The organism is Acidovorax sp. Root568, assembly GCF_001427445.1.
GTDB lineage: Bacteria > Pseudomonadota > Gammaproteobacteria > Burkholderiales > Burkholderiaceae_C > Acidovorax > Acidovorax delafieldii.
The window spans coordinates 356,722-376,936 of the sequence record NZ_LMGP01000001.1; the positions used below are offsets into that span (position 1 = coordinate 356,722).

General features: G+C 65.6%; 21 protein-coding genes. 11 read left to right on the plus strand and 10 right to left on the minus strand.

Translation table 11 applies throughout. The features are described 5' to 3' along the window. Window positions 1–117: 117 nt before the first annotated feature. Together ASD75_RS23575 and ASD75_RS01635 are read right to left on the minus strand one after the other, a co-directional pair. On the minus strand, window positions 118–267 hold the full coding sequence (locus tag ASD75_RS23575; RefSeq protein WP_156358827.1) for a hypothetical protein: 150 nt from the start codon (window positions 265–267) through the stop codon (window positions 118–120). A gap of 101 nt (window positions 268–368) precedes the next feature. Continuing rightward, window positions 369–614: an ATP-binding protein gene (locus ASD75_RS01635; RefSeq protein WP_056056843.1), complete on the minus strand. Its 246-nt coding sequence runs from the start codon at window positions 612–614 to the stop codon at window positions 369–371. A 70-nt stretch (window positions 615–684) separates the two neighbouring features. Between ASD75_RS01635 and ASD75_RS01640 the strand changes: the two genes are divergently transcribed. Then, on the plus strand, window positions 685–987 hold the full coding sequence (locus ASD75_RS01640; protein WP_015011840.1) for an acylphosphatase: 303 nt from the start codon (window positions 685–687) through the stop codon (window positions 985–987). On the opposite strand, the gene ASD75_RS01645 is transcribed toward ASD75_RS01640, so the two are convergent. The 3 genes from ASD75_RS01645 to ASD75_RS01655 all read right to left on the minus strand — a co-directional run bounded on the left by ASD75_RS01645 (window position 965) and on the right by ASD75_RS01655 (window position 3,913). Further along, a complete protein-coding gene (locus ASD75_RS01645) occupies window positions 965–1,777 on the minus strand; it encodes a DUF72 domain-containing protein (RefSeq protein ID WP_369817442.1) in 813 nt (270 codons plus the stop codon). The genes ASD75_RS01640 and ASD75_RS01645 overlap by 23 nt on opposite strands. 61 nt (window positions 1,778–1,838) lie before the next feature. After that, on the minus strand, window positions 1,839–3,158 hold the full coding sequence (locus tag ASD75_RS01650; RefSeq protein ID WP_056742586.1) for a HAMP domain-containing sensor histidine kinase: 1,320 nt from the start codon (window positions 3,156–3,158) through the stop codon (window positions 1,839–1,841). Further along, entirely contained in the window at window positions 3,155–3,913 is a 759-nt protein-coding gene (locus ASD75_RS01655) for a response regulator (protein WP_056743182.1), read from the minus strand. The genes ASD75_RS01650 and ASD75_RS01655 overlap by 4 nt, the downstream gene beginning before the upstream one ends. A gap of 179 nt (window positions 3,914–4,092) precedes the next feature. Between ASD75_RS01655 and ASD75_RS01660 the strand changes: the two genes are divergently transcribed. The 5 genes from ASD75_RS01660 to ASD75_RS01680 all read left to right on the plus strand — a co-directional run bounded on the left by ASD75_RS01660 (window position 4,093) and on the right by ASD75_RS01680 (window position 9,015). Next, window positions 4,093–4,605: a DUF2147 domain-containing protein gene (locus ASD75_RS01660; protein WP_056742588.1), complete on the plus strand. Its 513-nt coding sequence runs from the start codon at window positions 4,093–4,095 to the stop codon at window positions 4,603–4,605. After that, window positions 4,602–5,324: a cytochrome c biogenesis CcdA family protein gene (locus ASD75_RS01665; protein ID WP_082564844.1), complete on the plus strand. Its 723-nt coding sequence runs from the start codon at window positions 4,602–4,604 to the stop codon at window positions 5,322–5,324. The genes ASD75_RS01660 and ASD75_RS01665 overlap by 4 nt, the downstream gene beginning before the upstream one ends. A 36-nt stretch (window positions 5,325–5,360) precedes the next feature. After that, window positions 5,361–5,933, plus strand: coding sequence for a thioredoxin family protein (locus ASD75_RS01670; RefSeq protein WP_056742590.1), 573 nt, complete (start codon window positions 5,361–5,363; stop codon window positions 5,931–5,933). A 71-nt stretch (window positions 5,934–6,004) separates the two neighbouring features. Continuing rightward, window positions 6,005–7,327, plus strand: coding sequence for a serine hydrolase (locus tag ASD75_RS01675; RefSeq protein ID WP_056742593.1), 1,323 nt, complete (start codon window positions 6,005–6,007; stop codon window positions 7,325–7,327). Between the two features lie 47 nt (window positions 7,328–7,374). Then, on the plus strand, window positions 7,375–9,015 hold the full coding sequence (locus ASD75_RS01680) for an AMP-binding protein (RefSeq protein WP_056742595.1): 1,641 nt from the start codon (window positions 7,375–7,377) through the stop codon (window positions 9,013–9,015). 77 nt (window positions 9,016–9,092) lie between these two features. Here ASD75_RS01680 and ASD75_RS01685 read toward each other — a convergent pair whose 3' ends face one another. From ASD75_RS01685 to dnaA, 5 genes are all read right to left on the minus strand, one after another. Beyond that, complete coding sequence (locus ASD75_RS01685) at window positions 9,093–9,506, minus strand: YkgJ family cysteine cluster protein (protein ID WP_056742597.1); 414 nt, start codon at window positions 9,504–9,506, stop codon at window positions 9,093–9,095. Then, window positions 9,503–10,021 carry a GNAT family N-acetyltransferase gene (locus ASD75_RS01690; protein WP_056742599.1) on the minus strand — a complete coding sequence of 173 codons (519 nt, stop codon included), beginning with the start codon at window positions 10,019–10,021 and terminating at the stop codon, window positions 9,503–9,505. Before ASD75_RS01690 ends, ASD75_RS01685 begins: the two co-directional genes overlap by 4 nt. Window positions 10,022–10,120: 99 nt before the next feature. After that, on the minus strand, window positions 10,121–12,739 hold the full coding sequence (gyrB, locus tag ASD75_RS01695; protein WP_056742601.1) for a DNA topoisomerase (ATP-hydrolyzing) subunit B: 2,619 nt from the start codon (window positions 12,737–12,739) through the stop codon (window positions 10,121–10,123). A 155-nt stretch (window positions 12,740–12,894) separates the two neighbouring features. Next, window positions 12,895–14,013, minus strand: a complete 1,119-nt coding sequence (gene dnaN / locus ASD75_RS01700) for a DNA polymerase III subunit beta (RefSeq protein ID WP_056056813.1) — start codon at window positions 14,011–14,013, stop codon at window positions 12,895–12,897. 156 nt (window positions 14,014–14,169) lie between these two features. Then, a complete protein-coding gene (dnaA, locus tag ASD75_RS01705) occupies window positions 14,170–15,594 on the minus strand; it encodes a chromosomal replication initiator protein DnaA (RefSeq protein WP_082564845.1) in 1,425 nt (474 codons plus the stop codon). Between the two features lie 387 nt (window positions 15,595–15,981). On the opposite strand from dnaA, the gene rpmH reads away from it, so the two are divergent. The 5 genes from rpmH (at window position 15,982) to mnmE (ending at window position 20,203) form a co-directional block, all read left to right on the plus strand. Continuing rightward, the gene (gene rpmH / locus ASD75_RS01710) at window positions 15,982–16,116 is read left to right on the plus strand and encodes a 50S ribosomal protein L34 (RefSeq protein ID WP_005798102.1); all 135 of its coding nucleotides are present in this window, start codon (window positions 15,982–15,984) and stop codon (window positions 16,114–16,116) included. Between the two features lie 73 nt (window positions 16,117–16,189). Further along, a complete protein-coding gene (locus ASD75_RS01715; protein WP_056742603.1) occupies window positions 16,190–16,693 on the plus strand; it encodes a ribonuclease P protein component in 504 nt (167 codons plus the stop codon). After that, window positions 16,690–16,983, plus strand: coding sequence for a membrane protein insertion efficiency factor YidD (yidD, locus tag ASD75_RS23030; protein WP_082522278.1), 294 nt, complete (start codon window positions 16,690–16,692; stop codon window positions 16,981–16,983). Before ASD75_RS01715 ends, yidD begins: the two co-directional genes overlap by 4 nt. Continuing rightward, window positions 16,980–18,692 carry a membrane protein insertase YidC gene (yidC, locus tag ASD75_RS01720; RefSeq protein ID WP_056742605.1) on the plus strand — a complete coding sequence of 571 codons (1,713 nt, stop codon included), beginning with the start codon at window positions 16,980–16,982 and terminating at the stop codon, window positions 18,690–18,692. Before yidD ends, yidC begins: the two co-directional genes overlap by 4 nt. A gap of 89 nt (window positions 18,693–18,781) precedes the next feature. After that, window positions 18,782–20,203 (plus strand): tRNA uridine-5-carboxymethylaminomethyl(34) synthesis GTPase MnmE, encoded by a 1,422-nt coding sequence (gene mnmE / locus ASD75_RS01725; RefSeq protein ID WP_056742608.1) that lies wholly within the window; start codon window positions 18,782–18,784, stop codon window positions 20,201–20,203. Window positions 20,204–20,215 lie beyond the last annotated feature (12 nt).

A 20,215-nucleotide genomic window follows, 5' to 3' on the forward strand; every position in this document is an offset into this window, starting at 1 on the left:
TCTCCGGCTAACGAACAAACAAAAAAACCCAGCTGCCAGAGCTGGGTTTCGTGCATTCGTCTTGGGGGAGAAGAGAGCGATCACCAGGTGGCTGCCGAAACGGCCACCTGCGCGTGCTCAGGTGGCCGCGGTGGTAATGGTGGTAATCATTCGTGCACCCAGTGCCCGCTGTTCACCATTGGCCCGCGTGAGTGCGGGCGGCATCATGCCCATGCCTTGGAAGGCAGCGGCGCGTGCGGTGGTGATGGGGAGAGAGGTGAACGACATGAAGGGCGCAGTGTACCGGATGCAGGCCGGGGCCTGTCAACCTGCCTGTACGCGCTTATGCGCATCTGTGTGCGCTTGTGTGAGCCTGTGGCGCAACGGCCTCACCGGGCCTGGGTGGCCGCCACCCGCACCATGCGGATCGCATCGAATGGGCAGCGCACCGCACACAGCGCGCACCCGGTGCAGCCGGGCGCATCGTGCAGGGTGGAGCACTTGGGGCCCCAAGGCCCCGCGCCCAACACCTGCAGCGACAGCACATGCGGCGGGCACACCGCAATGCACCAGCCGCAGCCGGTGCAGCGCTGGGGGTCGATGGTGGGCAGGGCCTTGGGGGTGGTGGTGGTCATGGGGTGCGGTGGTGCTGGCAGTGTGCCCCTGGAGGGGCCTCCCCACAAGGAGCGCGCTACAGTGCCCCCCATGAACGCAGAACCCCACTCCACCATCACCCGCCATCTGTTGATCACCGGCCAGGTGCAGGGCGTGGGCTACCGCTGGTCCATGGCGCAGGCCGCCAATCGACTGGGCGTGACGGGCTGGGTGCGCAACCGCCAGGATGGCCGCGTGGAGGCCTGCGCCTGGGGCCCGGAACCCGCCGTGCTTGCGCTGATCGACTGGGCGCACCAGGGGCCAGCACATGCGCGGGTGGACCGCGTGGTGGTAGGCAATGTGCCCGATGGCGGCGAGGCCCCGCAGGGCTTCACGCAGCGCGAGACGGTGTAGCGCCCAGCTGCCTGAGCAACTCCATCGCCCCTGCCGGCGCCCGCTCTTTGGCGCCGTTGATGAAGTACACAAACACATCGCGTGGCCGGTCGCCGCTGGTCCAGGTGCGCACGCCCTGTGCCCATTGCGCAATCGCATCGGGCGTGTAGCCCGTGGGCACATCGGCCTGGCTGCGCATCAGCCGCAGGTAGGCAAAGTCGGCCTCAGCATCCGCGATGGGCGGAAACTTGTCTGAGTCGGTGCACACAGGCACGCAGCCATACCGGCGCGCCAGCGCCACAAACGCTGGCGTCGCAAAACTCGGGTGGCGCACATCCAGCGCGTGGTGCAGCTGCAGGCCCTCCACCTGCTGCGGCAGCAGGGCCAGAAAGGCCTCGAAGTCGCCCGGCTCAAACGCCTTGGTGGGCATGAACTGCCACACGATGGGCCCGAGCTTGCCCTTCAGTTCCGAGATGCCACTGTCGACAAACCGCGCGATCGAATCGCCCGCGTCCGCCAGCACGCGCCGGTGCGTGGCAAAGCGGTTGGCCTTGAGTGAGAACACAAAGCCTTCGGGCGTTTCATCGCGCCATTTGGCAAAGGTGGGTGGTTTGAAGGTGCTGTAGTAGGTGCCGTTGACCTCAATCGCGGTGAGCTGTCGGCTGGCGTATTGCAGCTCCCTGCTGTGCGCAAGCCCTGCGGGGTAGAAGTTGCCGCGCCAGGGCTCGAAGGTCCAGCCGCCGATGCCGACGCGGATGCGTGGGTTGCTGGCGCTGATCTCGCTCTGCGGGGTGCTGACAGGTGTGTCCACGGCGTTGCCCTTTTGAGAGTCCACGGAGCGGCCACTGTAGCAGCGGCGCTGGTGCGCATGCCTATGCCGGGAGCGCTTCTGGCAGCTCTACCCGCGCCTCCAGCCCCTGCGCGCCGTCCGCGCGTGGACCCAGTATCAGGCGGCCGCCCAGGGCCTTGGCCAGCTCGCTGGCAATGGCCAGGCCCAGGCCGGTGCCACCGGTGCCCCGGTTGCGCGAATCCTCCAGCCGCACATAGGGCTGCAGCACGGCGGCGAGGTCCGCCGGGGGGATGCCAGGCCCATGATCGATGACGCGCATCAGGCACTGGCCTGGCCTTTCTGCCTCCAGCGTCAGCTCGGCGGCACCCGCAAACTTGAGCGCGTTGTCCACCAGGTTGCACAGCAGGCGGCGCAGGGCCTGGGGGCGGGTGTCGGAGGTCACATCCACTGCCTGCAGCACTTGTACCGGCAGGCCGGCATCGGCGTAGTCGCGCGCAATGCTCTCCACCAGCGCGCGCAGGTCCACGCGCTGCGGGGGCTCGCGCACGGCCTGCGATGAGCGCGCGTAGGCAATGCCCTCTTCCACCAGCGACTGCATCTCGGCCAGGTCGGCGTGCAGCTTGTCCCGCAGCGTGGTGTCGTCCAGCAGATCCGCGCGCAGGCGCAGCCGGGTGATGGGTGTTTGCAGGTCGTGCGAGACGGCGGCCAGGATTTGCATGCGTTCCTGGAGATGCGCCTGGATGCGCTGCTGCATATGGTTGAAGGCAACGGCGGCGCGCACCACTTCGCGCGGGCCGTCTTCAGCCAGCGGCACGGTGGGGCGGTCGGCGCCCAGCGCATCGGCTGCATCGGCCAGCGTGCTCAGGGGCCGCGTGGCTGCACGCACGGCCCACGCGCACAGGCCCACCAGCAGCGCCAGCTGCAGTGCCAGCGCGCCCAGCACCCAGGGCGATATCTGCAGCCGGGGCTCGTCCATGTCCACGGCCAGAGGCGTACCGTCGGCCAGGCGCAGTTGCAGCCGCAGCTCGATGCCCGGCACATGGGGGTCGATCACCTGCACCGGGCGGTCAGTGGGCAGTGTGGCCGCCACAGCGCTGGCAACGAGGCGGGCCAGCTGGGACGGGTCGGCAGGTGCGTCCAGGGGTTCGGCCAGTGCAAAGCGGTAGTTGCGGCGCGCCAGCCGGTCCACCCACTGTGCGCGCTCGGTGGCAGGCAGGCGTTCCAGCATGGCGACCGAGCTGGCCACGTCGCTGGCGAAATACGACACCATGGCCCGCCGCATGGTCATGCTGCGCTCGGTGAACGCCAGCACAAACGTCAGCGCATGCGCCAACGCCAGGCCCAGTGCCATCACCAGCAGGATGCGTCCGAACAGTGAGCGCGGCCACCAGCGCGACGTCATTGCGCAGCTCCTGCGGCGGCTGCCGCAGTTTGCACATCGGCGCAGAACACATAGCCCTCGTTGCGCACCGTCTTGATGTAGCGCGAGCCGCGCGCGCCATCGCCCAGCCGCTGGCGCACACGGCTTACCAGCAGGTCGATGGAGCGGTCGAACACATCGGCATCGCGCCCCTGTGTGAGCTGCAGCAGCTGGTCGCGTGTGAGGATGCGCTGCGGGTGGTCCAGCAGCACACGCAGCAGGCGGTATTCGGCGCCCGACAGCGCCACCACTGCGCCCGTGGCATCGAGCAGGTGGCGTGCGGTGGTGTCCAGCCGCCAGTCCCCAAACGTGAGGTGGCGCGCGGGCTCGGCCTTGGCCAGATTGGGCGGCAGCATGCGCGTGCGCCGCAGCACCGCGTGGATGCGTGCCAGCAGCTCGCGCGCGGCGAAGGGTTTGGTCAGGTAGTCGTCCGCACCCAGCTCCAGGCCCAGGATGCGGTCCGCTTCGTCGCTGCGTGCGGTGAGCATGATGATGGGCAGCGGTGGGGCGCCCGGGCTGCGCAGCTCGCGGCACAGTGCGATGCCGTCGGTGCCTGGCAGCATCAGATCCAGCACCAGCAGGTCGATGCGCTGCGTGGCCAGTACCTCGCGCATTTGCCGCCCGTCGGCGGCCACGCTCACCTGCAGGCCCTGGCGCTGCAGGTACTCGGCAGCCAGTTCGCGGATGCCGGCGTCGTCATCGACGATCAGGATGTGGTCGGGAGCGGGCGTCGTCATGGTGGCCATTGTCCGGGCTTTGGTGGTGCAGCGGTATGGGCTGGGTGGGCAGATATGTATCTCAACTTGTCTGCCCGGTGCATCGACAAGCGCGCATACCAAAAGCCCCTGGCCAGACAAATCGCCGATACCTGCGCTGGCTTCAATGAGGTCTTCCTGAACTTCACGAGGACCTTGCCATGAAACCATCCATCGCCGTGACCGCCCTGCTGACCCTGGGCCTGGCGCAGGCAGTCAGCGCGCAAGAGGCTGCGGCAGCGCCGCCAGCCGCTGTGGCACCAGCGCCGGGCACCGCTCACCCCAAAGCCCCCCTGGGCCGCTGGATCACCGAGAGCGGCAATCTGGAAGTGAACATCGCTCCTTGCAATCCCGCTGGCGGCAACGCCCTGTGTGGCAAGGTGGTGCGCGTGCTGGCCAACCGCTCCATGAGCGCGCCGGGCGCCGACATGGCGGCGGCCGACGCGCGGCCTGCACTGGGCATGACTCTGCTGTCGGGCCTGCGCCCGGCGGAGGGCGGCAGCAGCGAGTACCAGGGAGAAATCTACAACCGCGAGAACGCCAAGACGTACCGCGTCAACCTGACGCCGGCCGAGCCGGAACAACTGCTGGTGCACGCGTACGTGGGCATTCCGCTGTTCGGCAAAACCCAGGTGTGGCGCCGTCCGGCGGCCGATCAGGGGAGCGGGCAATGACCATGGCCACCACCTCGCCATGGCTGGCCGTGGCTGCCGGCATGCTCACGGTGGGGGCGCCCTGCGTGTTGCCCATGCTGCCAGTGGTGCTGGGGGCCTCGGTGAGCGGCGCCGACTCAGCGCGGCGCACACGCCCCCTGTTCATTGCCCTGGGTTTTGCGCTGTCGTTCGCGGCCGTGGCCCTGCTGTTCAGCAGCTTCACGCAGGTGCTGGGTGTGTCTCAGGAAGGCCTGCGCCGGTTTGCCGCTGTGATGCTGCTGGTGTTTGGCGTGCTTACGGTGTGGCCCCGGCCGTTCCAGTGGCTCAGCCAACATGCAGGCGGCGTGCTCAACCGCATGGCCAGCCTGGGCATGGGCAGCGGGGGCGGCAACTGGGGCGGACTGCTGCTGGGCCTGAGCCTGGGCGCGGTCTGGACACCCTGCGCCGGGCCGGTGCTCGCCTCCATCCTCACCCTCATCGCTACCGAGCCACCGGGGGTTGGCACCGTCGTACTGCTGCTCGCGTATTCCACCGGCGCAGCACTGCCCATGCTGGCTATTGCCTACGGCGGCCAGGCCGCGGCCACCCATGTGCGCCGCATTGCGCGCCACGCACACCGCGTGCAGCAGGTGTTTGGCGTGGTGGTCATTGCCATCGCGCTGGCCATGCTGTGGGAGGTGGATGGGCAGATCACCGTCTGGCTTACGCAGTTTTATCCCTCGGGCTGGGGCGGCCTGTAAGGGGCGACACCCCACCGATTGCAAGGAGCTTTCACCATGACATTGCACCCCTCTTCCCCGCGCTTTTCCGAGCGCCGCGCTTTCCTGGCGTCGATGGCCGCTGCACTGGCGGCCCCTGGCTTGGCGTATGCAGCGGGCCCCGCCAGCCCCGCCGCAGCGCTGCCCGACTTGGGCGCTGCGCCCGAGTTCACCGGCATCGAGCGCTGGCTCAACTCCGAACCGCTGAGCCTGGCGCAGTTGCGCGGCCGCGTGGTGCTGGTGGATTTCTGGACGTACGCCTGCATCAACTGCATCCGCACCCTGCCCCATGTGAACCGCTGGGCCGAGCAATACACGCCCCAGGGGCTCACCGTGGTGGGCGTACACACGCCAGAGTTTCCGTTTGAGCGCCCGACCGCCAACGTGGAAGCCGCCATGCGCCGCCATGGCGTGAAGCACCCCGTGGCACAGGACAACCGCTACGGCACCTGGAAGGCCTACAGCAACCAGTACTGGCCCGCCACCTACCTCATCGATGCCCAAGGCCGCATTCGCTACAAGCACTTTGGCGAAGGCGAGTACGAGCGCACCGAGGGCGTGATCCGTACCTTGCTGGCCGCGCGGGGCTGATCGGCCCGACCGATTCCGTTTTCTTTTTTGTTCTTCCCCATCCCACGTTTCTTGACCGAGGCCTTCTCACCATGCGCTCTTTTCATCGCCACCTTACCCCTTCCTTCACCGCCGTCGCCTTGGCTTGCACCCTGCTGGGGATTGCGCCTGCCAGCCAGGCCCAGGCTCCGCAGTTGCCGCCGCCGGACGCCACCAACCCTGTGACCCTGCAGTTGATGCAGGGCTTCCCCCCGGCGCCCGACAAGGTCGTGCGCCTGGCCAACATCCTCAAGTACCCCAACGTGCGCTGGGCCGCGCAGCACCTGCGCGAACTGGGGCCCACGGCCACCATCTGGCGCGGTGCAGCAGCGCCCAGCGCACTGCCCGCAGCGCCGCGTGCCCTGCCCGACACCCTGGCGTTTGCCGACGACAAGGGCGTGCCCACCACGCTGGCCGACTGGCAGAAGGCCACCTACACCGACGCCCTGCTGGTGCTGCACCGGGGCCGTGTGGTGTATGAGCGTTATCACATCGGCATGCAGCCGCAGCAGCCACATGTGCTGTGGTCCATGAGCAAATCGCTGGTGGGGCTGCTGGTGACCGAACTCATCCAGGAAGGCGCCATCGACCCCATTGCGCGCATCGTGCGTTACCTGCCCGAGCTGGCCAACAGCGCCTGGGCCGATGCCACCGTGCAGCAGACCCTGGACATGACCACCAGCGTCAAATACGCCGAAGACTTTGCGGACCCCACCTCCGGTGTCTTTCAGTATCTGGCCGCTGCGGGCCTGCAGCCTGCGCGCCCCGGCAGCAACGGGGCCAAGAGCATGGCCGAGCACCTGCCCACCATTCAGAAGGACGGCGAGCACGGCACCGCGTTTGCCTACAAGTCGGTGGACACGGAAGTGCTGGGCTGGCTGCTGCAGCGCGTGACTGGCAAGAGCTACGCCACGCTGTTGTCCGAGCGCATCTGGTCCAAGCTGGGCACGCAGGAGGACGCGTATGTGTTTGCCGATGCCAACGGCGGCCAGGCCACCAGCGTGGGCGTGAACGCCACTTTGCGTGACCTGGGCCGTCTGGGCGAGATGCTGCGATCCAACGGCCGCTTCAACGGCCAACAGATCGTCTCGCCCGCCACCATTGCCGAGCTGCGCAAAGGGGCCGACCCCGCCCAGTTCAGCAAGGCCCCCGGCACGGCCATGCGCGCGGGCTACTCGTACCACAACCAGTGGTGGATACCCCACGATGCCGATGGCACCTTTGAAGCCAAGGGCCTGATGGGCCAGCACATCCACATCAACCCGGCGGCCGAGCTGGTGGTGGTGAAGTTCTCCACGCACCCCGTGCCCAACACCGCCTTCACCCACGCGCTGGACCGGCAAGCCTTTGCCGCACTGGCCAAGGCCGTGCGCTGAGCCTGCCCGCACGTTGCTGCTCCACCCCCCACGAGGACCGATTCACCATGTCCCCCCAACCCTGGCTGGCCAGCTATGGCGCCATCCCTGCCCACATCGATCCCGACAGCCATCCCAGCATCGTGCACCTGCTGTGTGCCGCCATGCAGCGGTATGCGCACCGGCCCGCATTCACCTGCCTGGGCCAGACGCTGACCTATGCACATGTGGACCAGCAATCCCGCGCGTTTGCGGCCTACCTGCAAAACGTGCTGCGCGTGCGCAAGGGCGACCGCATTGCCGTGATGTGCCCGAACCTGATGGCGTTTCCCATCGCCATGCTCGGCATTGCGCGCGTGGGCTGTGTGCAGGTGAACGTGAATCCGCTGTACACCCCGCGGGAGCTGGAGCACCAGCTACAGGACGCAGGAGCGAGGGTGATGGTGATCTATGCAGGGTCTACTGCGACCCTGGCTGCCATCCAGGACCGTGTGGAACTGCACAGCATCATCACCGTGGCGCCCGGCGACGGCACCGCAGCCGACCTGCCTGGGCCGCCCGTGGATGCCCACCTGCACACCACCACCTCGTTTGCGCGCGCCCTGGCCGAGGGCGCCACCCTGCCTTTTGCGCCACCTGTGCTGGAGGGGGGCGACCTGCTGTTCCTGCAGTACACCGGGGGTACCACAGGCCTGTCCAAGGGCGCCATGCTCACGCACCGCAACCTGGTGGCCAATGTGGAGCAGTTCAAGGCCTTCGTGCCCGATGCCCTGCGCCCCGCACAGGAGGTCGTCGTCACGGCCATTCCGCTGTATCACATCTTCGCGCTCATGGTGAACCTGATCAGCTACTTTGCGGTGGGTGCGCGTAACTGGCTGGTGCCCAACCCGCGTGACCTGGACGGGTTGATCGACGTGCTGAACGCCGCGCGCCCCAGCGTGTTCATGGGGGTCAACACGCTGTACGCGGGGCTGGCGGCGCACCCCGGCACGCAGGGCGTGGACTTTTCCAACCTGCGGCTGGCGGGCGGCGGCGGCGCTGCCATCCTGCCATCGGTCTCTGCCCGCTGGCAGGCCATCACCGGCCAGTTCATCCGCGAAGGCTACGGCCTGAGCGAGGCCAGTCCCGTGGTGGCCTTCAACCCCGCATCGGTCACTGCTTTCAGCGGCAGCACCGGCCTGCCCCTGCCTTCCACCGACGTGCTGCTGCTGGACGACCACGGCCACCCCGTGCCCCTGGGCCAGCCCGGCGAGGTCTGCGTAAAAGGCCCCCAGGTCATGGGCGGCTACTGGCAGCAGCCCGAGGCCAACGCCGCCGCCTTCACCCCCGGCGGCTACTTCCGCACCGGCGACATCGGCCAGCTGGACGAGCGCGGCTTCCTCAAGATCGTGGACCGCAAGAAGGACATGGTCATCGTGTCAGGCTTCAACGTCTTTCCCAACGAAGTCGAAGCCGTGGCCACCGCGTGCCCCGGCGTGCTGGAATGCGCCTGCATCGGCGTTCCGGACGAGAAGACGGGCGAGGCACTGCGGCTGTATGTGGTGCGCGCGGCGGGCACTGCGCCACCGGTGGATGCAGACCACATCGCCGCCCACTGCCGTGCAGCGCTCACTGCCTACAAGGTGCCCCGGCAGATCGTGTTTGTGGAGGCCCTGCCCAAGTCCAGCGTTGGCAAGATCCTGCGCCGCGAGCTGCGCGACATGGCGTGAGCGCGGGGAGCGGCGGTCTCAGAGGCGGTGGGCTTGCGCAGATGCGAGATGCGAGACACCTCACCGCTTGTCTGTAGTCAGCCCCGCCGCTGCAGATCCCGCGCCCCGTAAGCGCAGTAGCCCGGCTTGGGGCTCTTCTTCTGCGGGTGCAGGCGGCAGGTCTCGGGCCGCTTGTCATACACCGTGCACAGCCGCGTCTTGGGGTCGAGAAAATTGCAGTCCCCACTGGCCCGCCGCGCCATCGTGAAGACCGCGTTCTTGTGGTTGAAGTGGTCAATCAGCCGCGCCTTTTGCAGCCGCTTGGCAATGTGGCGGATTTCTTCATGCTCGGCCTCGAACGGGTCCACCAGTTCCAGCCGCACCAAGTCCGATAGTTGCACTTCCAGCGGCATGGTGCAGCAGTTGGCTGCGCAGGTGTCGCACAGGCCTGCGCGGTAGCGGGACCAGGTGTCCAGGCGGTCAACGTCAACGATGGCGATGGTGGATCTCATGGCGCGGTGTTGGACGGCTGCAGGAGCGGCTGCGACTGCGCCGCCAGCGCGTGCAACTCGTCTCCTGTGAGTCGGTAACGGATCCACTCGCTCTGCGGGCGGGCACCCAGGCTGTCATACAGCGCGATGGAAGGTGTATTCCAGTCCAGCACACTCCACTCGAAGCGCCCGCAGTCGTGGTCCACGGCGATGCGCGCGAGTTGCCTCAGCAGCGCCATGCCCGCGCCCTTGCCGCGGTGCTCTGGCGACACGTACAGGTCTTCCAGATACAGACCGTGGCGGCCCTGCCAGGTCGAATAGTTAAAGAAGTACACCGCGAAGCCCACGGGGGTATCGCCGTCCTGGCAGATCAGGCCATGCACCTTGGGATTGGTGCAGAACAGCGTGCGGTGCACATGTGCGGGTGTGGCCAGCGCCTCCTGCTCAGCCTTCTCATAGATCGCCAGTTCCCGCACGAAGTGCAGGATCAGGTCGGTGTCATCGATGGTTGCGGGACGGATGGCAAGATGGGTCATGCGAAGAAGGTCGGGCAAAGGGCACAAAGGCCACCCGAGGGTGGCCTTCCTGAATGCGCGAGCGGCGGCAGGGCGCGGCGGCGACGATCAAGCGATCGATCAGACGTCGATATTCCCCGCCCGCAGCGCATTGGTTTCAATGAAATCCCGGCGCGGCTCGACCTCATCGCCCATCAGCATCGTGAACACGCGGTCGGCTTCGATCGCGTCGTCGATCTGCACGCGCAGCAGGCGGCGCACATTGGGGTCCATCGTCGTTTCCCACAGCTGCTCGGGGTTCATTTCGCCCAGGCCCTTGTAGCGCTGGCGGCTGGTGGTGCGTTCGGCTTCGGCAATCAGCCACTTCATGGCCTGGCGGAAGTCGCTGACCTTTTCTTCCTTTTGCTTCTCACCCTCGCCGCGCATCGCTTTGGCGCCTTCGGCCAGCAGGCCGCGGAAGGTTTCGGCGGCTTCGGCCAGGGCGGCGTAGTCGGCGCCGTGCACGAAGTCCTGCGTGATGACGCTGCTCTTGATGTTGCCGTGGTGGCGGCGGCTGATGCGCAGCAGGGGCTTGTCGGTGCGGGCATCGAATTCGCCGGCCACTTCGGCGGGGGCGCCGGTGGTGTTCAGTTCGCGCAGCTTGGCTTGCAGGGCCACGGCGCTGGCTTCGGCTTCGGCCACGGTGTCCAGCTTCAGGCTCACGCCATCGGCAATGGCGCGCAGGGCTTCGGCGTCCATGAAGTTGCCCAGGCGGGCGATCACGCTTTCCGCGATCTGGTGCTTGCGCGCCAGTTCGGCCAGGGTCTCGCCCGTCAGGGTTTGCGGGTTGGCGCCGCCGGTGGTCACGCTGGCGTGGTTCAGCGCAATGCGCAGCAGGAAGCCGTCGAGCGCGGGGGCGTCCTTCAGGTACAGCTCTTCCTTGCCGGCCTTGACCTTGTACAGCGGCGGCTGCGCGATGTAGATGTGGCCGCGCTCCACCAGTTCGGGCATCTGGCGGTAGAAGAAGGTGAGCAGCAGGGTGCGGATGTGGGCGCCGTCGACGTCGGCGTCGGTCATGATGATGATGCGGTGGTAGCGCAGCTTGGCCACGTCAAAGTCGTCGCCCCCGGTGGTGCCGCCCGCCTTGCCGATGCCGGTGCCCAGGGCGGTGATCAGCGTGAGGATTTCGTTGCTGGTCAGCAGCTTTTCGTAGCGGGCTTTTTCCACGTTCAGGATCTTGCCGCGCAGGGGCAGGATGGCCTGGAACTTGCGGTCGCGGCCCTGCTTGGCAGAGCCGCCGGCGGAGTCACCCTCCACGATGTAGATCTCGCACAGGGCGGGGTCTTTTTCCTGGCAGTCGGCCAGCTTGCCGGGCAGGCCCATGCCGTCGAGCACGCCCTTGCGGCGGGTCATTTCGCGGGCCTTGCGGGCGGCTTCGCGGGCACGGGCGGCCTCCACGATCTTGCCGCAGATGATCTTGGCGTCGTTGGGCTTTTCTTGCAGGTAGTCGGTGAGCAGCTTGCCCACGATGTCTTCCACCGGCGCGCGCACTTCGCTCGACACCAGCTTGTCCTTGGTCTGGCTGCTGAACTTGGGCTCGGGCACCTTCACGCTCAGCACGCAGCACAGGCCTTCGCGCATGTCGTCGCCGGTGACTTCGACCTTGGCCTTCTTGGCCAGCTCGTTTTCTTCGATGTACTTGTTGATGACGCGGGTCATCGCAGCGCGCAGGCCGGTCAGGTGGGTGCCGCCGTCACGCTGGGGGATGTTGTTGGTGAAGCACAGCACTTGCTCGGTGTACGCGCTGTTCCACTGCATGGCCACTTCCACGCCAATGTGCGTGCCAGGGATGCCACCATACGTTTCTGCCGGGCGCTCGCCTGCGGCGTAGAACGAGGTGGGGTGCAACACCGTCTTGCCCTTGTTGATGAACTCGACAAAGCCGCGCACGCCGCCCGCGCCCGAGAAGTCGTCTTCCTTGCCGCTGCGTTCGTCCTTGAGGCGAATGCGCACGCCGTTGTTCAAAAACGAGAGTTCGCGCAGGCGCTTGGCCAGGATCTCGTAGTGAAAGTCGTTGTTCTCTTTGAAAATCTCGGTGTCGGGCAAGAAGTGCACTTCGGTGCCGCGCTTTTCGGTCTCGCCGGTCACCTTCATGGGGCTGACTTCAAAGCCGTCCACGGTGGACAGCAGGCGGTCTTGCACAAAGCCGCGTGCAAATTCGATCTGGTGCACCTTGCCTTCGCGGCGCACGGTCAGGCGCAGCCATTTGCTCAATGCGTTCACGCAGCTCACGCCCACGCCGTGCAGGCCGCCCGAGACCTTGTAGCTGTTCTGGTTGAACTTGCCGCCTGCGTGCAGCTCGGTCAGGGCGATTTCGGCAGCCGAGCGCTTGGGCTCGTGCTTGTCGTCCATCTTCACGCCGGTGGGAATGCCACGGCCGTTGTCGGTCACGCTGATGGAGTTGTCGGTGTGGATGGTGACGACGATGTCGTCGCAGTGGCCGGCCAGGGCCTCGTCGATGGAGTTGTCGACCACCTCGAACACCAGGTGGTGCAGGCCGGTGCCGTCACTGGTGTCGCCGATGTACATGCCGGGGCGCTTGCGCACGGCTTCCAGGCCTTCGAGGATGGTGATGGCGCCTTCGCCATAGCTTTCGCTGGCGCCGGCCTGGTTGGTGTCGATCTTGTTGACGGTGGGCTCCACATGGCCGGAGACTCCGGAGGATTCGGGCTCGGAGGGAATGTTGTTGTCAACGGTCATGGTGGGCCTTGGGATCCGTGGAAACCGGGGTTTCCAATATGTTCAATGGTCTAATTGGGCGCAAGCGCATATTGAATGTGCGCTTGCAGCTATCAATAAAGTAGCGTTCGCGGTGTGGCGCTGCGACTGTGGTGCACGGCGGGTGTCACGCAGCCTTAGATGCGCATGGGCATCACGACGTACTTGAAGCTGTCGTTGTCGGGGATGGTCAGCAGCGCAGAGCTGTTGCCATCCGAAAGCTCCACCTTCACCATGTCCTGGCCCATGTTGGCCAGGGCGTCGATGAGGTAGGTCACGTTGAAGCCGATCTCGATGGTGTCGCCACCGTAGTCGATGTCGAGCTCGTCCACGGCCTCTTCCTGCTCGGCGTTGTTGGACGCCACGCGCAGGGTGCCGGGCTCCAGGTTCAGGCGCACGCCCTTGAACTTGTCGCTGGTCATGATGGCCGTGCGCTGCAGGCTGGCCAGCAGCGGGGCGCGACCCAGGGTGATGCTGTTCTTGTGGTTCTTGGGGATCACGCGGTTGTAGTCGGGGAACTTGCCCTCGACCAGCTTGGTCACGAACTCCATGCCGCCAAAGGTGAACTTGGCTTGGTTGTTGGCGAACTGCATCTCGATGTGCGGCTGGTTCTCGCCACCCGCATCAGACAACAGGCGCTGCAGCTCGATCACGGTCTTGCGCGGCAGGATGACTTCCTGCTTGGGCACTTCGACGTCCAGCGTGGCGCTGGCAAAGGCCAGGCGGTGGCCGTCGGTAGCGACCAGGCTCAGGGTCTTGCCCTCGGCCACGAACAGGATACCGTTGAGGTAGTAGCGGATGTCCTGCACCGCCATGGCGAACGACACCTGGCCGAGCAGGTCCTTCAGCGTCTTTTGGGGCACGGCGAACACGGGGCCAAAGGCGGCGGATTCCTGCACCAGCGGGAAGTCTTCGGCCGGCAGGCTTTGCAGCGTGAAGCGGCTCTTGCCGCCCTTGAGGATGAGCTTGGACTGGGCCGATTCGAGGCTGACCGTCTGGTCGCCCGGCATGGTGCGCAGGATGTCGATGAGCTTGCGCGCCCCCACGGTGGTCGTGAAGTCGCCGGTGTCGCCACCCAGTTCGGCCGTGGTGCGGATCTGGATTTCGAGGTCGCTGGTCGTCAGCTGCAGGGCATTGCCCGTCTTGCGGATCAGCACATTGGCCAGGATGGGCAGCGTGTGGCGGCGCTCCACGATGCCAGCCACGGACTGCAGAACCGCGAGAACCTTGTCTTGTGTTGCCTTCAGGACGATCATGTCATCAACCTCTTGTGGTTTTGGGACGGTGCGTGGACAGCGGCACAGGTCATGCCTCCCCCTGCTATCTATAACCCGCCATTTTGCCCCTTAACGGGGTCGCTTCTTCGTGGGGCTGCCCGACGGGCGTTTCCCGCTGGTTATCTACCCTTGGCGCTACCCTTTGAGCGTCTGCTCCAGCACGTGCAGCTGCTGGTTCAACTCGGTCAGCTGCTGGCGTTCGCCCGCAATCTTGCGCACAGCATGCAAAACCGTGGTGTGGTCGCGCCCGCCAAACAATTCTCCGATCTCGGGAAGGCTCTTTTGCGTCAGCTCCTTGGCCAGGTACATCGCAATCTGGCGCGGGCGGGCAATACTGGCCGGGCGCTTCTTGCTGTACATGTCGGCGACCTTGATCTTGTAGTAGTCGGCCACCGTCTTCTGGATGTTTTCCACAGAAATCTGCCGGTTCTGGATGGACAGCAGATCACGCAGCGCCTCGCGGGCGAGCTGGATCGAAATCTCTTTCTGGTTGAAACGCGAGTACGCCAGGATCTTGCGCAGCGCGCCTTCGAGCTCGCGCACGTTGGAGCGCACGTTCTTGGCCACGAAGAAGGCGACTTCCTCGGGCATCTCGGTGCCTTCGACGCGCGCCTTGTTGATCAGAATGGCCACGCGCATTTCGAGTTCGGGCGGCTCGATGGCCACCGTCAGGCCCGAGTCGAAGCGCGACACCAGCCGCTCGTGGATGTTGGCCAGGCCCTTGGGGTAGGTGTCCGACGTCATCACGATGTGCGACTTCTTGGCCAGCAGGGCCTCGAACGCATTGAAGAACTCTTCCTGCGTGCGGTCCTTGTTGGCGAAGAACTGCACATCGTCGATCAGCAGCAGGTCGAGCGAGTGATAGCGCTCCTTGAACTCATCGAAGGTGCGGCGCTGGTAGGCCTTAACCACATCCGACACAAACTGCTCGGCATGGATGTAGAGAACTTTGGCGTCGGGCTTGTCCTGCAGCAGGCGGTTGCCCACAGCGTGCACCAGGTGGGTCTTGCCCAGGCCGACACCGCCGTAGATGAACAGCGGGTTGTACAGATGGCCGGGCATGCCCGCCACGTGCATGGCCGCAGAGCGCGCCATGCGGTTGGCCGTGCCCTCCACCAGGGTCTCGAAGGTGAGGGCGGCGTTGAGGCGGTTGCGGAACGCGCCCGCTGAGGCCTCATCGTTGCTACTGGATGGGGGGTCGGCTGGCGCTGCGGGGCTGGAGGGCTCCTGCGATGTAGGCCGTACATAAGTCCTGGCAACGGATTCGCGCTGAGCGAGTGCTAACTCCAGTGTGACCGGTTGGCCATACAGGCCTTCGAGCAGCGCGGCTATGCGGCCGGCGTACTGGGCGCGGATCCAGTCGAGCTTGAAGCGGTTGCCCACGAGCAGCGTGACTTTGGAGAAGTCTTCGGCCACTTGGGCAATCAGGGGCTTGATCCAGGTGTTGAATTGTTGTTCTGGCAGGTCTTGTGCCAGTTGCTCAACGCAGGCTTGCCACAGGCCCTGACCGGCATCTGAGCCGGGCGAATTGATAGGGCTGCGGGTGGGTTCCTCGGTCATTTCTGGGGAATTCTTATTGTGGATAGGAGGAACGGGGTAAGGCGGTGGATTGTAGCTTGTCAAGGAGTTATCCACAATTTGAAGGCGGCTGTCATCCGGGGGAATCCGGGGTTGCCATGCGGGGAAGGCGTGGCCTGAAAGGGTCGGGCGCTGCAGCCTCTGCGACGCGCTGGTAAAGGCCTGCCCATCGAAAGGCATTGCCAGTCGGCCACAAGCCTGCGATAATTTTGGGTTTCCCTGAATGTGTTCAGGGTGATTTGACCCGGCGCGCCGTTATTTCTGCCCCGTGGGTCTGCCTCCAGGTGATGTTTCATACATTGTGTGGGTGTGCAGATTGCAGGGGGTTCAAGAGCAGCAGTCCGGAACTGAACCTCAAGGAATAGCACCATGAAACGTACTTACCAGCCCTCCAAGACGCGCCGCGCGCGCACCCACGGTTTCCTCGTCCGCATGAAGACCCGCGGCGGCCGTGCCGTTATCAACGCACGCCGCGCCAAGGGCCGCAAGCGCCTGGCCGTCTAAGGCCGATACGGTCTACGGCCTGCTCCCCGCCTGTTCCCGGTTTGTACCGCCAGGTTCCAAACGGGGCGCTTGCATGCACAGGCTAAAAACCCGGCCGCAGTTCCAGGCTGCCATGGCGGGGGGCACTGTCTCCCGCACGGCGCATTTTGCGTTGCACCGTTTGGCACTGGACGCCAACAGCACCGCAGTTGCCAGCCAAGCCGCCACTGTTGCACCTACAGGGCCCGGCTCCTTGCCGCACACGCAAGGGCCGCAGGCCCTGTTTGTCGTTCAGGGCGTCTGGATGGGTGCCATGGTGCCCAAGCGCTGGGCGCGCCGCGCCGTGACGCGCAACACCATCAAGCGGCAGATCTACACCGTGGGCGCCACGTTTGAGGCGCGTTTGCCGCAGGCCGCCCATGTGGTGCGCCTTCGCTCGGCGTTTGATCGCAAGCAGTTCGTGAGCGCCACGTCCGACCAACTCAAGCAGGCGGTACGCGCGGAGCTGCTGCAGCTGTTCGGATATGCCACCCGGCATTCGGGCGCAGCGGTTGCTGCCCCTGTGCCGCCGGTGGCAGAGCCGGTGACTGCCCCATGATGCAGCGCCTGCTGATCGGCGTGGTCAAAGGCTATCGGCTGTTTCTCAGCCCATGGCTGGGTTCGGCCTGCCGCTTTGAGCCGACCTGCTCGGTCTATTCGCTGCAGGCGCTGGAGCAGCACGGCGCTGCAGCAGGCAGTTATCTGACGGTGCGCAGGCTGGTACGCTGCCACCCCTGGTGTGACGGGGGCCATGATCCGGTCCCGCAAGATCTGCCGCGCAGCCTGCGGCTTTTCTCCAGGCTCACCCCTTCCACCACTCCCCCATCCTCACCAAAGAAGTCTTCATGAACGACATTCGCCGCACCATCCTGTGGGTGATTTTTGGCTTTTCCATGGTTCTGCTGTGGGACAAGTGGCAGCTGCACAATGGCAACAAGGCCACCTTTTTCCCGACCACGCCCGCAGTGACAGCCCCTGCTGCTGCCGCAGGCGCGGCCTCCGGTGCGACCGGGGCTGCCAGCGTGCCCGCCACCAGCGTGCCCGCAGCCACAACGGCCGCGCAAGGCGCGGCAGCCGTGCCCGGGCAGCCTGCCGCAGCGGCTGCGCCTGCCAAACGCGAACGCATTGAGGTCAAGACCGACCTGTATCGCCTGATGTTCGACAGCGAAGGCGGCTCGCTCACGCAGGCCGAGCTGCTCAAGCACGCCGACATGACCGACAAGGCCCGCAACTTCCTGTTGCTGGATGAAAGCGCGCAGCGCGTCTACGTGGCGCAGACCGGCCTGGTGGGCGGCACTTTCCCCACGCACAAGACGGTGATGACGGCCGTTCCCGGCCCGCGCGAACTCAAGGACGGTGAAGACTCCATGAGCATCCGCTTCGAGTCGCCCGACCAGGGCGGCGTGAAGCTGGTCAAGACCTGGACCATCAAACGCGGTGCTTATGACATTGCCGTCAAGCACGACATCGTCAACACCGGCAGCGCCGCTGTGTCGCCCCAGCTGTACCTGCAACTGGTGCGTGACGGCAACAAGCCGCCAGGCGAGTCGTCGTTCTACTCCACCTTCACCGGCCCGGCGGTTTTCACCGAAGCCAAGAAGTATCAGAAGATCGAGTTCAAGGACATCGAAAGCGGCAAGGTCGACATTCCCAAGGACTCGGCCAATGGCTACGTCGCCATGGTGCAGCACTATTTCGCCACTGCATGGCTGCTGGCCGACGGCGTGCAGCGCGAGCCCTTCACCCGCAAGGTGGACACCAACCTGTACTCCGTGGGCATGCTGACCCCCCTCGGCACCATCGAGCCGGGCGCGACCAAGACCATCGACGCGCGCCTGTTCGCCGGCCCGCAGGTCGAGACCATGATGGAAAAGCTGTACCCCGGCCTGGAACTGGTCAAGGACTACGGCTGGCTGACCATCCTGTCCAAGCCCCTGTACTGGCTGCTCGACAACCTGCACAAGCTCCTGAACAACTGGGGCTGGTCCATCGTTGCGCTGGTGCTGCTGCTCAAGATCGCGTTCTACTGGCTCAATGCCAAGGCCTACGCCAGCATGGCCAAGATGAAGGCTATCAATCCCAAGATCATGGAGATGCGCGAACGCCTGAAGGACAAGCCGCAGCAGATGCAGCAGGAGATGATGCGCATCTACCGCGAGGAAAAGGTCAACCCGATGGGCGGCTGCTTCCCCATCATGATCCAGATCCCTGTGTTCATTGCGCTGTACTGGGTGCTGCTGTCCAGCGTCGAGATGCGCAATGCGCCCTGGATCGGCTGGATCCACGACCTCTCCGCGCCTGACCCATTCTTCATCCTGCCCTTGCTGATGACGGCCAGCTCGCTGCTGCAGACCGCCCTGAACCCCGCGCCACCAGACCCGATGCAGGCCAAGATGATGTGGTTCATGCCGCTGATCTTCAGCGTGATGTTCTTCTTCTTCCCAGCCGGCCTCGTGCTGTACTGGCTGACGAACAACATCCTGTCGATTGCGCAGCAGTGGATCATCAACACCCGCATGGGCGTGCCACCGCAGTTCAATCTGCCCAAGTTCAAGTGATGCGGCAGCGGCAACGCTGACATCCACGAACTGACCCCCAAAGGCCGCGCAAGCGGCCTTTTTTCTGTCACCTTGTAAAGTCCCTGCCCATGCTTGCACGCCACCACGACCCCATCGTTGCCATCGCCACTGCCCCCGGGCGCGGGGCCGTCGGCATCGTACGGGTGTCGGGCAAAGGGCTGGAGGCCCTGGTGCAGGCGCTGTGCGGCCGCACCCTCAAGCCCCGCGAGGCGACGTACCTGCCCTTTCGGGATGCACAGGGCCAGGCCATCGACCAGGGGCTCGCGCTGTACTTCCCCGGTCCGCACAGCTACACCGGCGAAGACGTGCTGGAGCTGCAGGCGCATGGGGGCCCGGTGGTGCTGCAGCTGCTGCTGGCGCGCTGCCTGGAGGCGGGGGCTGCTACCCAACCGGCGACCGGCCAGCCCTGTCTGCCGGGCCTGCGCGTGGCCCAACCCGGGGAGTTCACCGAACGGGCTTTCCTGAACGACAAGATCGACCTGGCCCAGGCCGAGGCGATTGCCGACCTGATCGACGCCAGCACGGAAGCCGCAGCCCGCAGCGCCAGCCGCTCGCTGACCGGCGCGTTTTCTGCAGAAATCCACAGCCTGCGCGACGCACTCATCCATCTGCGCATGCTGGTGGAGGCCACGCTGGACTTTCCTGAAGAAGAAATCGACTTCTTGCGCAAGGCCGATGCGCATGGCCAGCTATCGAACTTGCAGCAAACGTTGGCCTCGGTGATGCAGCGCGCGCGCCAGGGCGCTTTGCTGCGCGAGGGCATCAAGGTGGTCATCGCCGGGCAGCCCAATGCCGGCAAAAGCTCGCTGCTCAATGCGCTGGCAGGGGCCGAGCTGGCCATCGTCACGCCCATTGCCGGCACCACGCGCGACAAGGTCCAGCAGACCATCCAGATCGAAGGGGTGCCGCTGCACATCATCGACACCGCCGGCCTGCGCGACAGCAGCGATGAGGTCGAGCGCATCGGCATCGCCCGCGCCTGGGACGAGATTGCCGGGGCAGACGCCGTGCTGTTCCTGCACGACCTGTCGCGGCAAAGTGCTCCTGAATATGTAGCTGCCGACGCAGATATCGAAAGCGCCTTGGGGCAAAAATTGCCGAAAAACATCCCCGTGATCGATGTCTGGAACAAGCTGGACTGCGCGGCCGGTGTTGCCCCTACAGCCAACCCCGGGCGCCCTGCGGTGCATCTGTCGGCCCGCACCGGTCAGGGGCTGGACGGCCTGCGACGGCTGCTACTGGACGTGGCGGGCTGGCAGTCGGCACCCGAGGGCATCTACATTGCCCGGGCGCGGCATGTGCAGGCGCTGCAGGCCGTGTCGTTGCACCTGCAGGAAGCTGCCGACCAACTGCAGGCCCAGGGCCCGGCGCTGGACCTGCTGGCCGAGGAGCTGCGGCTGGCGCAGAACGCCCTGAGCGCCATCACTGGCGAGTTCACCTCCGACGACCTGCTCGGCGTGATCTTCTCCAGCTTCTGCATCGGTAAATAGCGACCGTTGGTC

Coding starts and splice junctions, on each gene's coding strand:
- ASD75_RS23575 (WP_156358827.1), bottom strand. CDS start 267: ATGTCGTTCACCTCTCTCCCCATCACCACCGCACGCGCCGCTGCCTTC.
- ASD75_RS01635 (WP_056056843.1), bottom strand. CDS start 614: ATGACCACCACCACCCCCAAGGCCCTGCCCACCATCGACCCCCAGCGC.
- ASD75_RS01640 (WP_015011840.1), top strand. CDS start 685: ATGAACGCAGAACCCCACTCCACCATCACCCGCCATCTGTTGATCACC.
- ASD75_RS01650 (WP_056742586.1), bottom strand. CDS start 3,158: ATGACGTCGCGCTGGTGGCCGCGCTCACTGTTCGGACGCATCCTGCTG.
- ASD75_RS01655 (WP_056743182.1), bottom strand. CDS start 3,913: ATGACGACGCCCGCTCCCGACCACATCCTGATCGTCGATGACGACGCC.
- ASD75_RS01660 (WP_056742588.1), top strand. CDS start 4,093: ATGAAACCATCCATCGCCGTGACCGCCCTGCTGACCCTGGGCCTGGCG.
- ASD75_RS01665 (WP_082564844.1), top strand. CDS start 4,602: ATGACCATGGCCACCACCTCGCCATGGCTGGCCGTGGCTGCCGGCATG.
- ASD75_RS01670 (WP_056742590.1), top strand. CDS start 5,361: ATGACATTGCACCCCTCTTCCCCGCGCTTTTCCGAGCGCCGCGCTTTC.
- ASD75_RS01675 (WP_056742593.1), top strand. CDS start 6,005: ATGCGCTCTTTTCATCGCCACCTTACCCCTTCCTTCACCGCCGTCGCC.
- ASD75_RS01680 (WP_056742595.1), top strand. CDS start 7,375: ATGTCCCCCCAACCCTGGCTGGCCAGCTATGGCGCCATCCCTGCCCAC.
- ASD75_RS01685 (WP_056742597.1), bottom strand. CDS start 9,506: ATGAGATCCACCATCGCCATCGTTGACGTTGACCGCCTGGACACCTGG.
- ASD75_RS01690 (WP_056742599.1), bottom strand. CDS start 10,021: ATGACCCATCTTGCCATCCGTCCCGCAACCATCGATGACACCGACCTG.
- gyrB (WP_056742601.1), bottom strand. CDS start 12,739: ATGACCGTTGACAACAACATTCCCTCCGAGCCCGAATCCTCCGGAGTC.
- dnaN (WP_056056813.1), bottom strand. CDS start 14,013: ATGATCGTCCTGAAGGCAACACAAGACAAGGTTCTCGCGGTTCTGCAG.
- dnaA (WP_082564845.1), bottom strand. CDS start 15,594: ATGACCGAGGAACCCACCCGCAGCCCTATCAATTCGCCCGGCTCAGAT.
- rpmH (WP_005798102.1), top strand. CDS start 15,982: ATGAAACGTACTTACCAGCCCTCCAAGACGCGCCGCGCGCGCACCCAC.
- ASD75_RS01715 (WP_056742603.1), top strand. CDS start 16,190: ATGCACAGGCTAAAAACCCGGCCGCAGTTCCAGGCTGCCATGGCGGGG.
- yidD (WP_082522278.1), top strand. CDS start 16,690: ATGATGCAGCGCCTGCTGATCGGCGTGGTCAAAGGCTATCGGCTGTTT.
- yidC (WP_056742605.1), top strand. CDS start 16,980: ATGAACGACATTCGCCGCACCATCCTGTGGGTGATTTTTGGCTTTTCC.
- mnmE (WP_056742608.1), top strand. CDS start 18,782: ATGCTTGCACGCCACCACGACCCCATCGTTGCCATCGCCACTGCCCCC.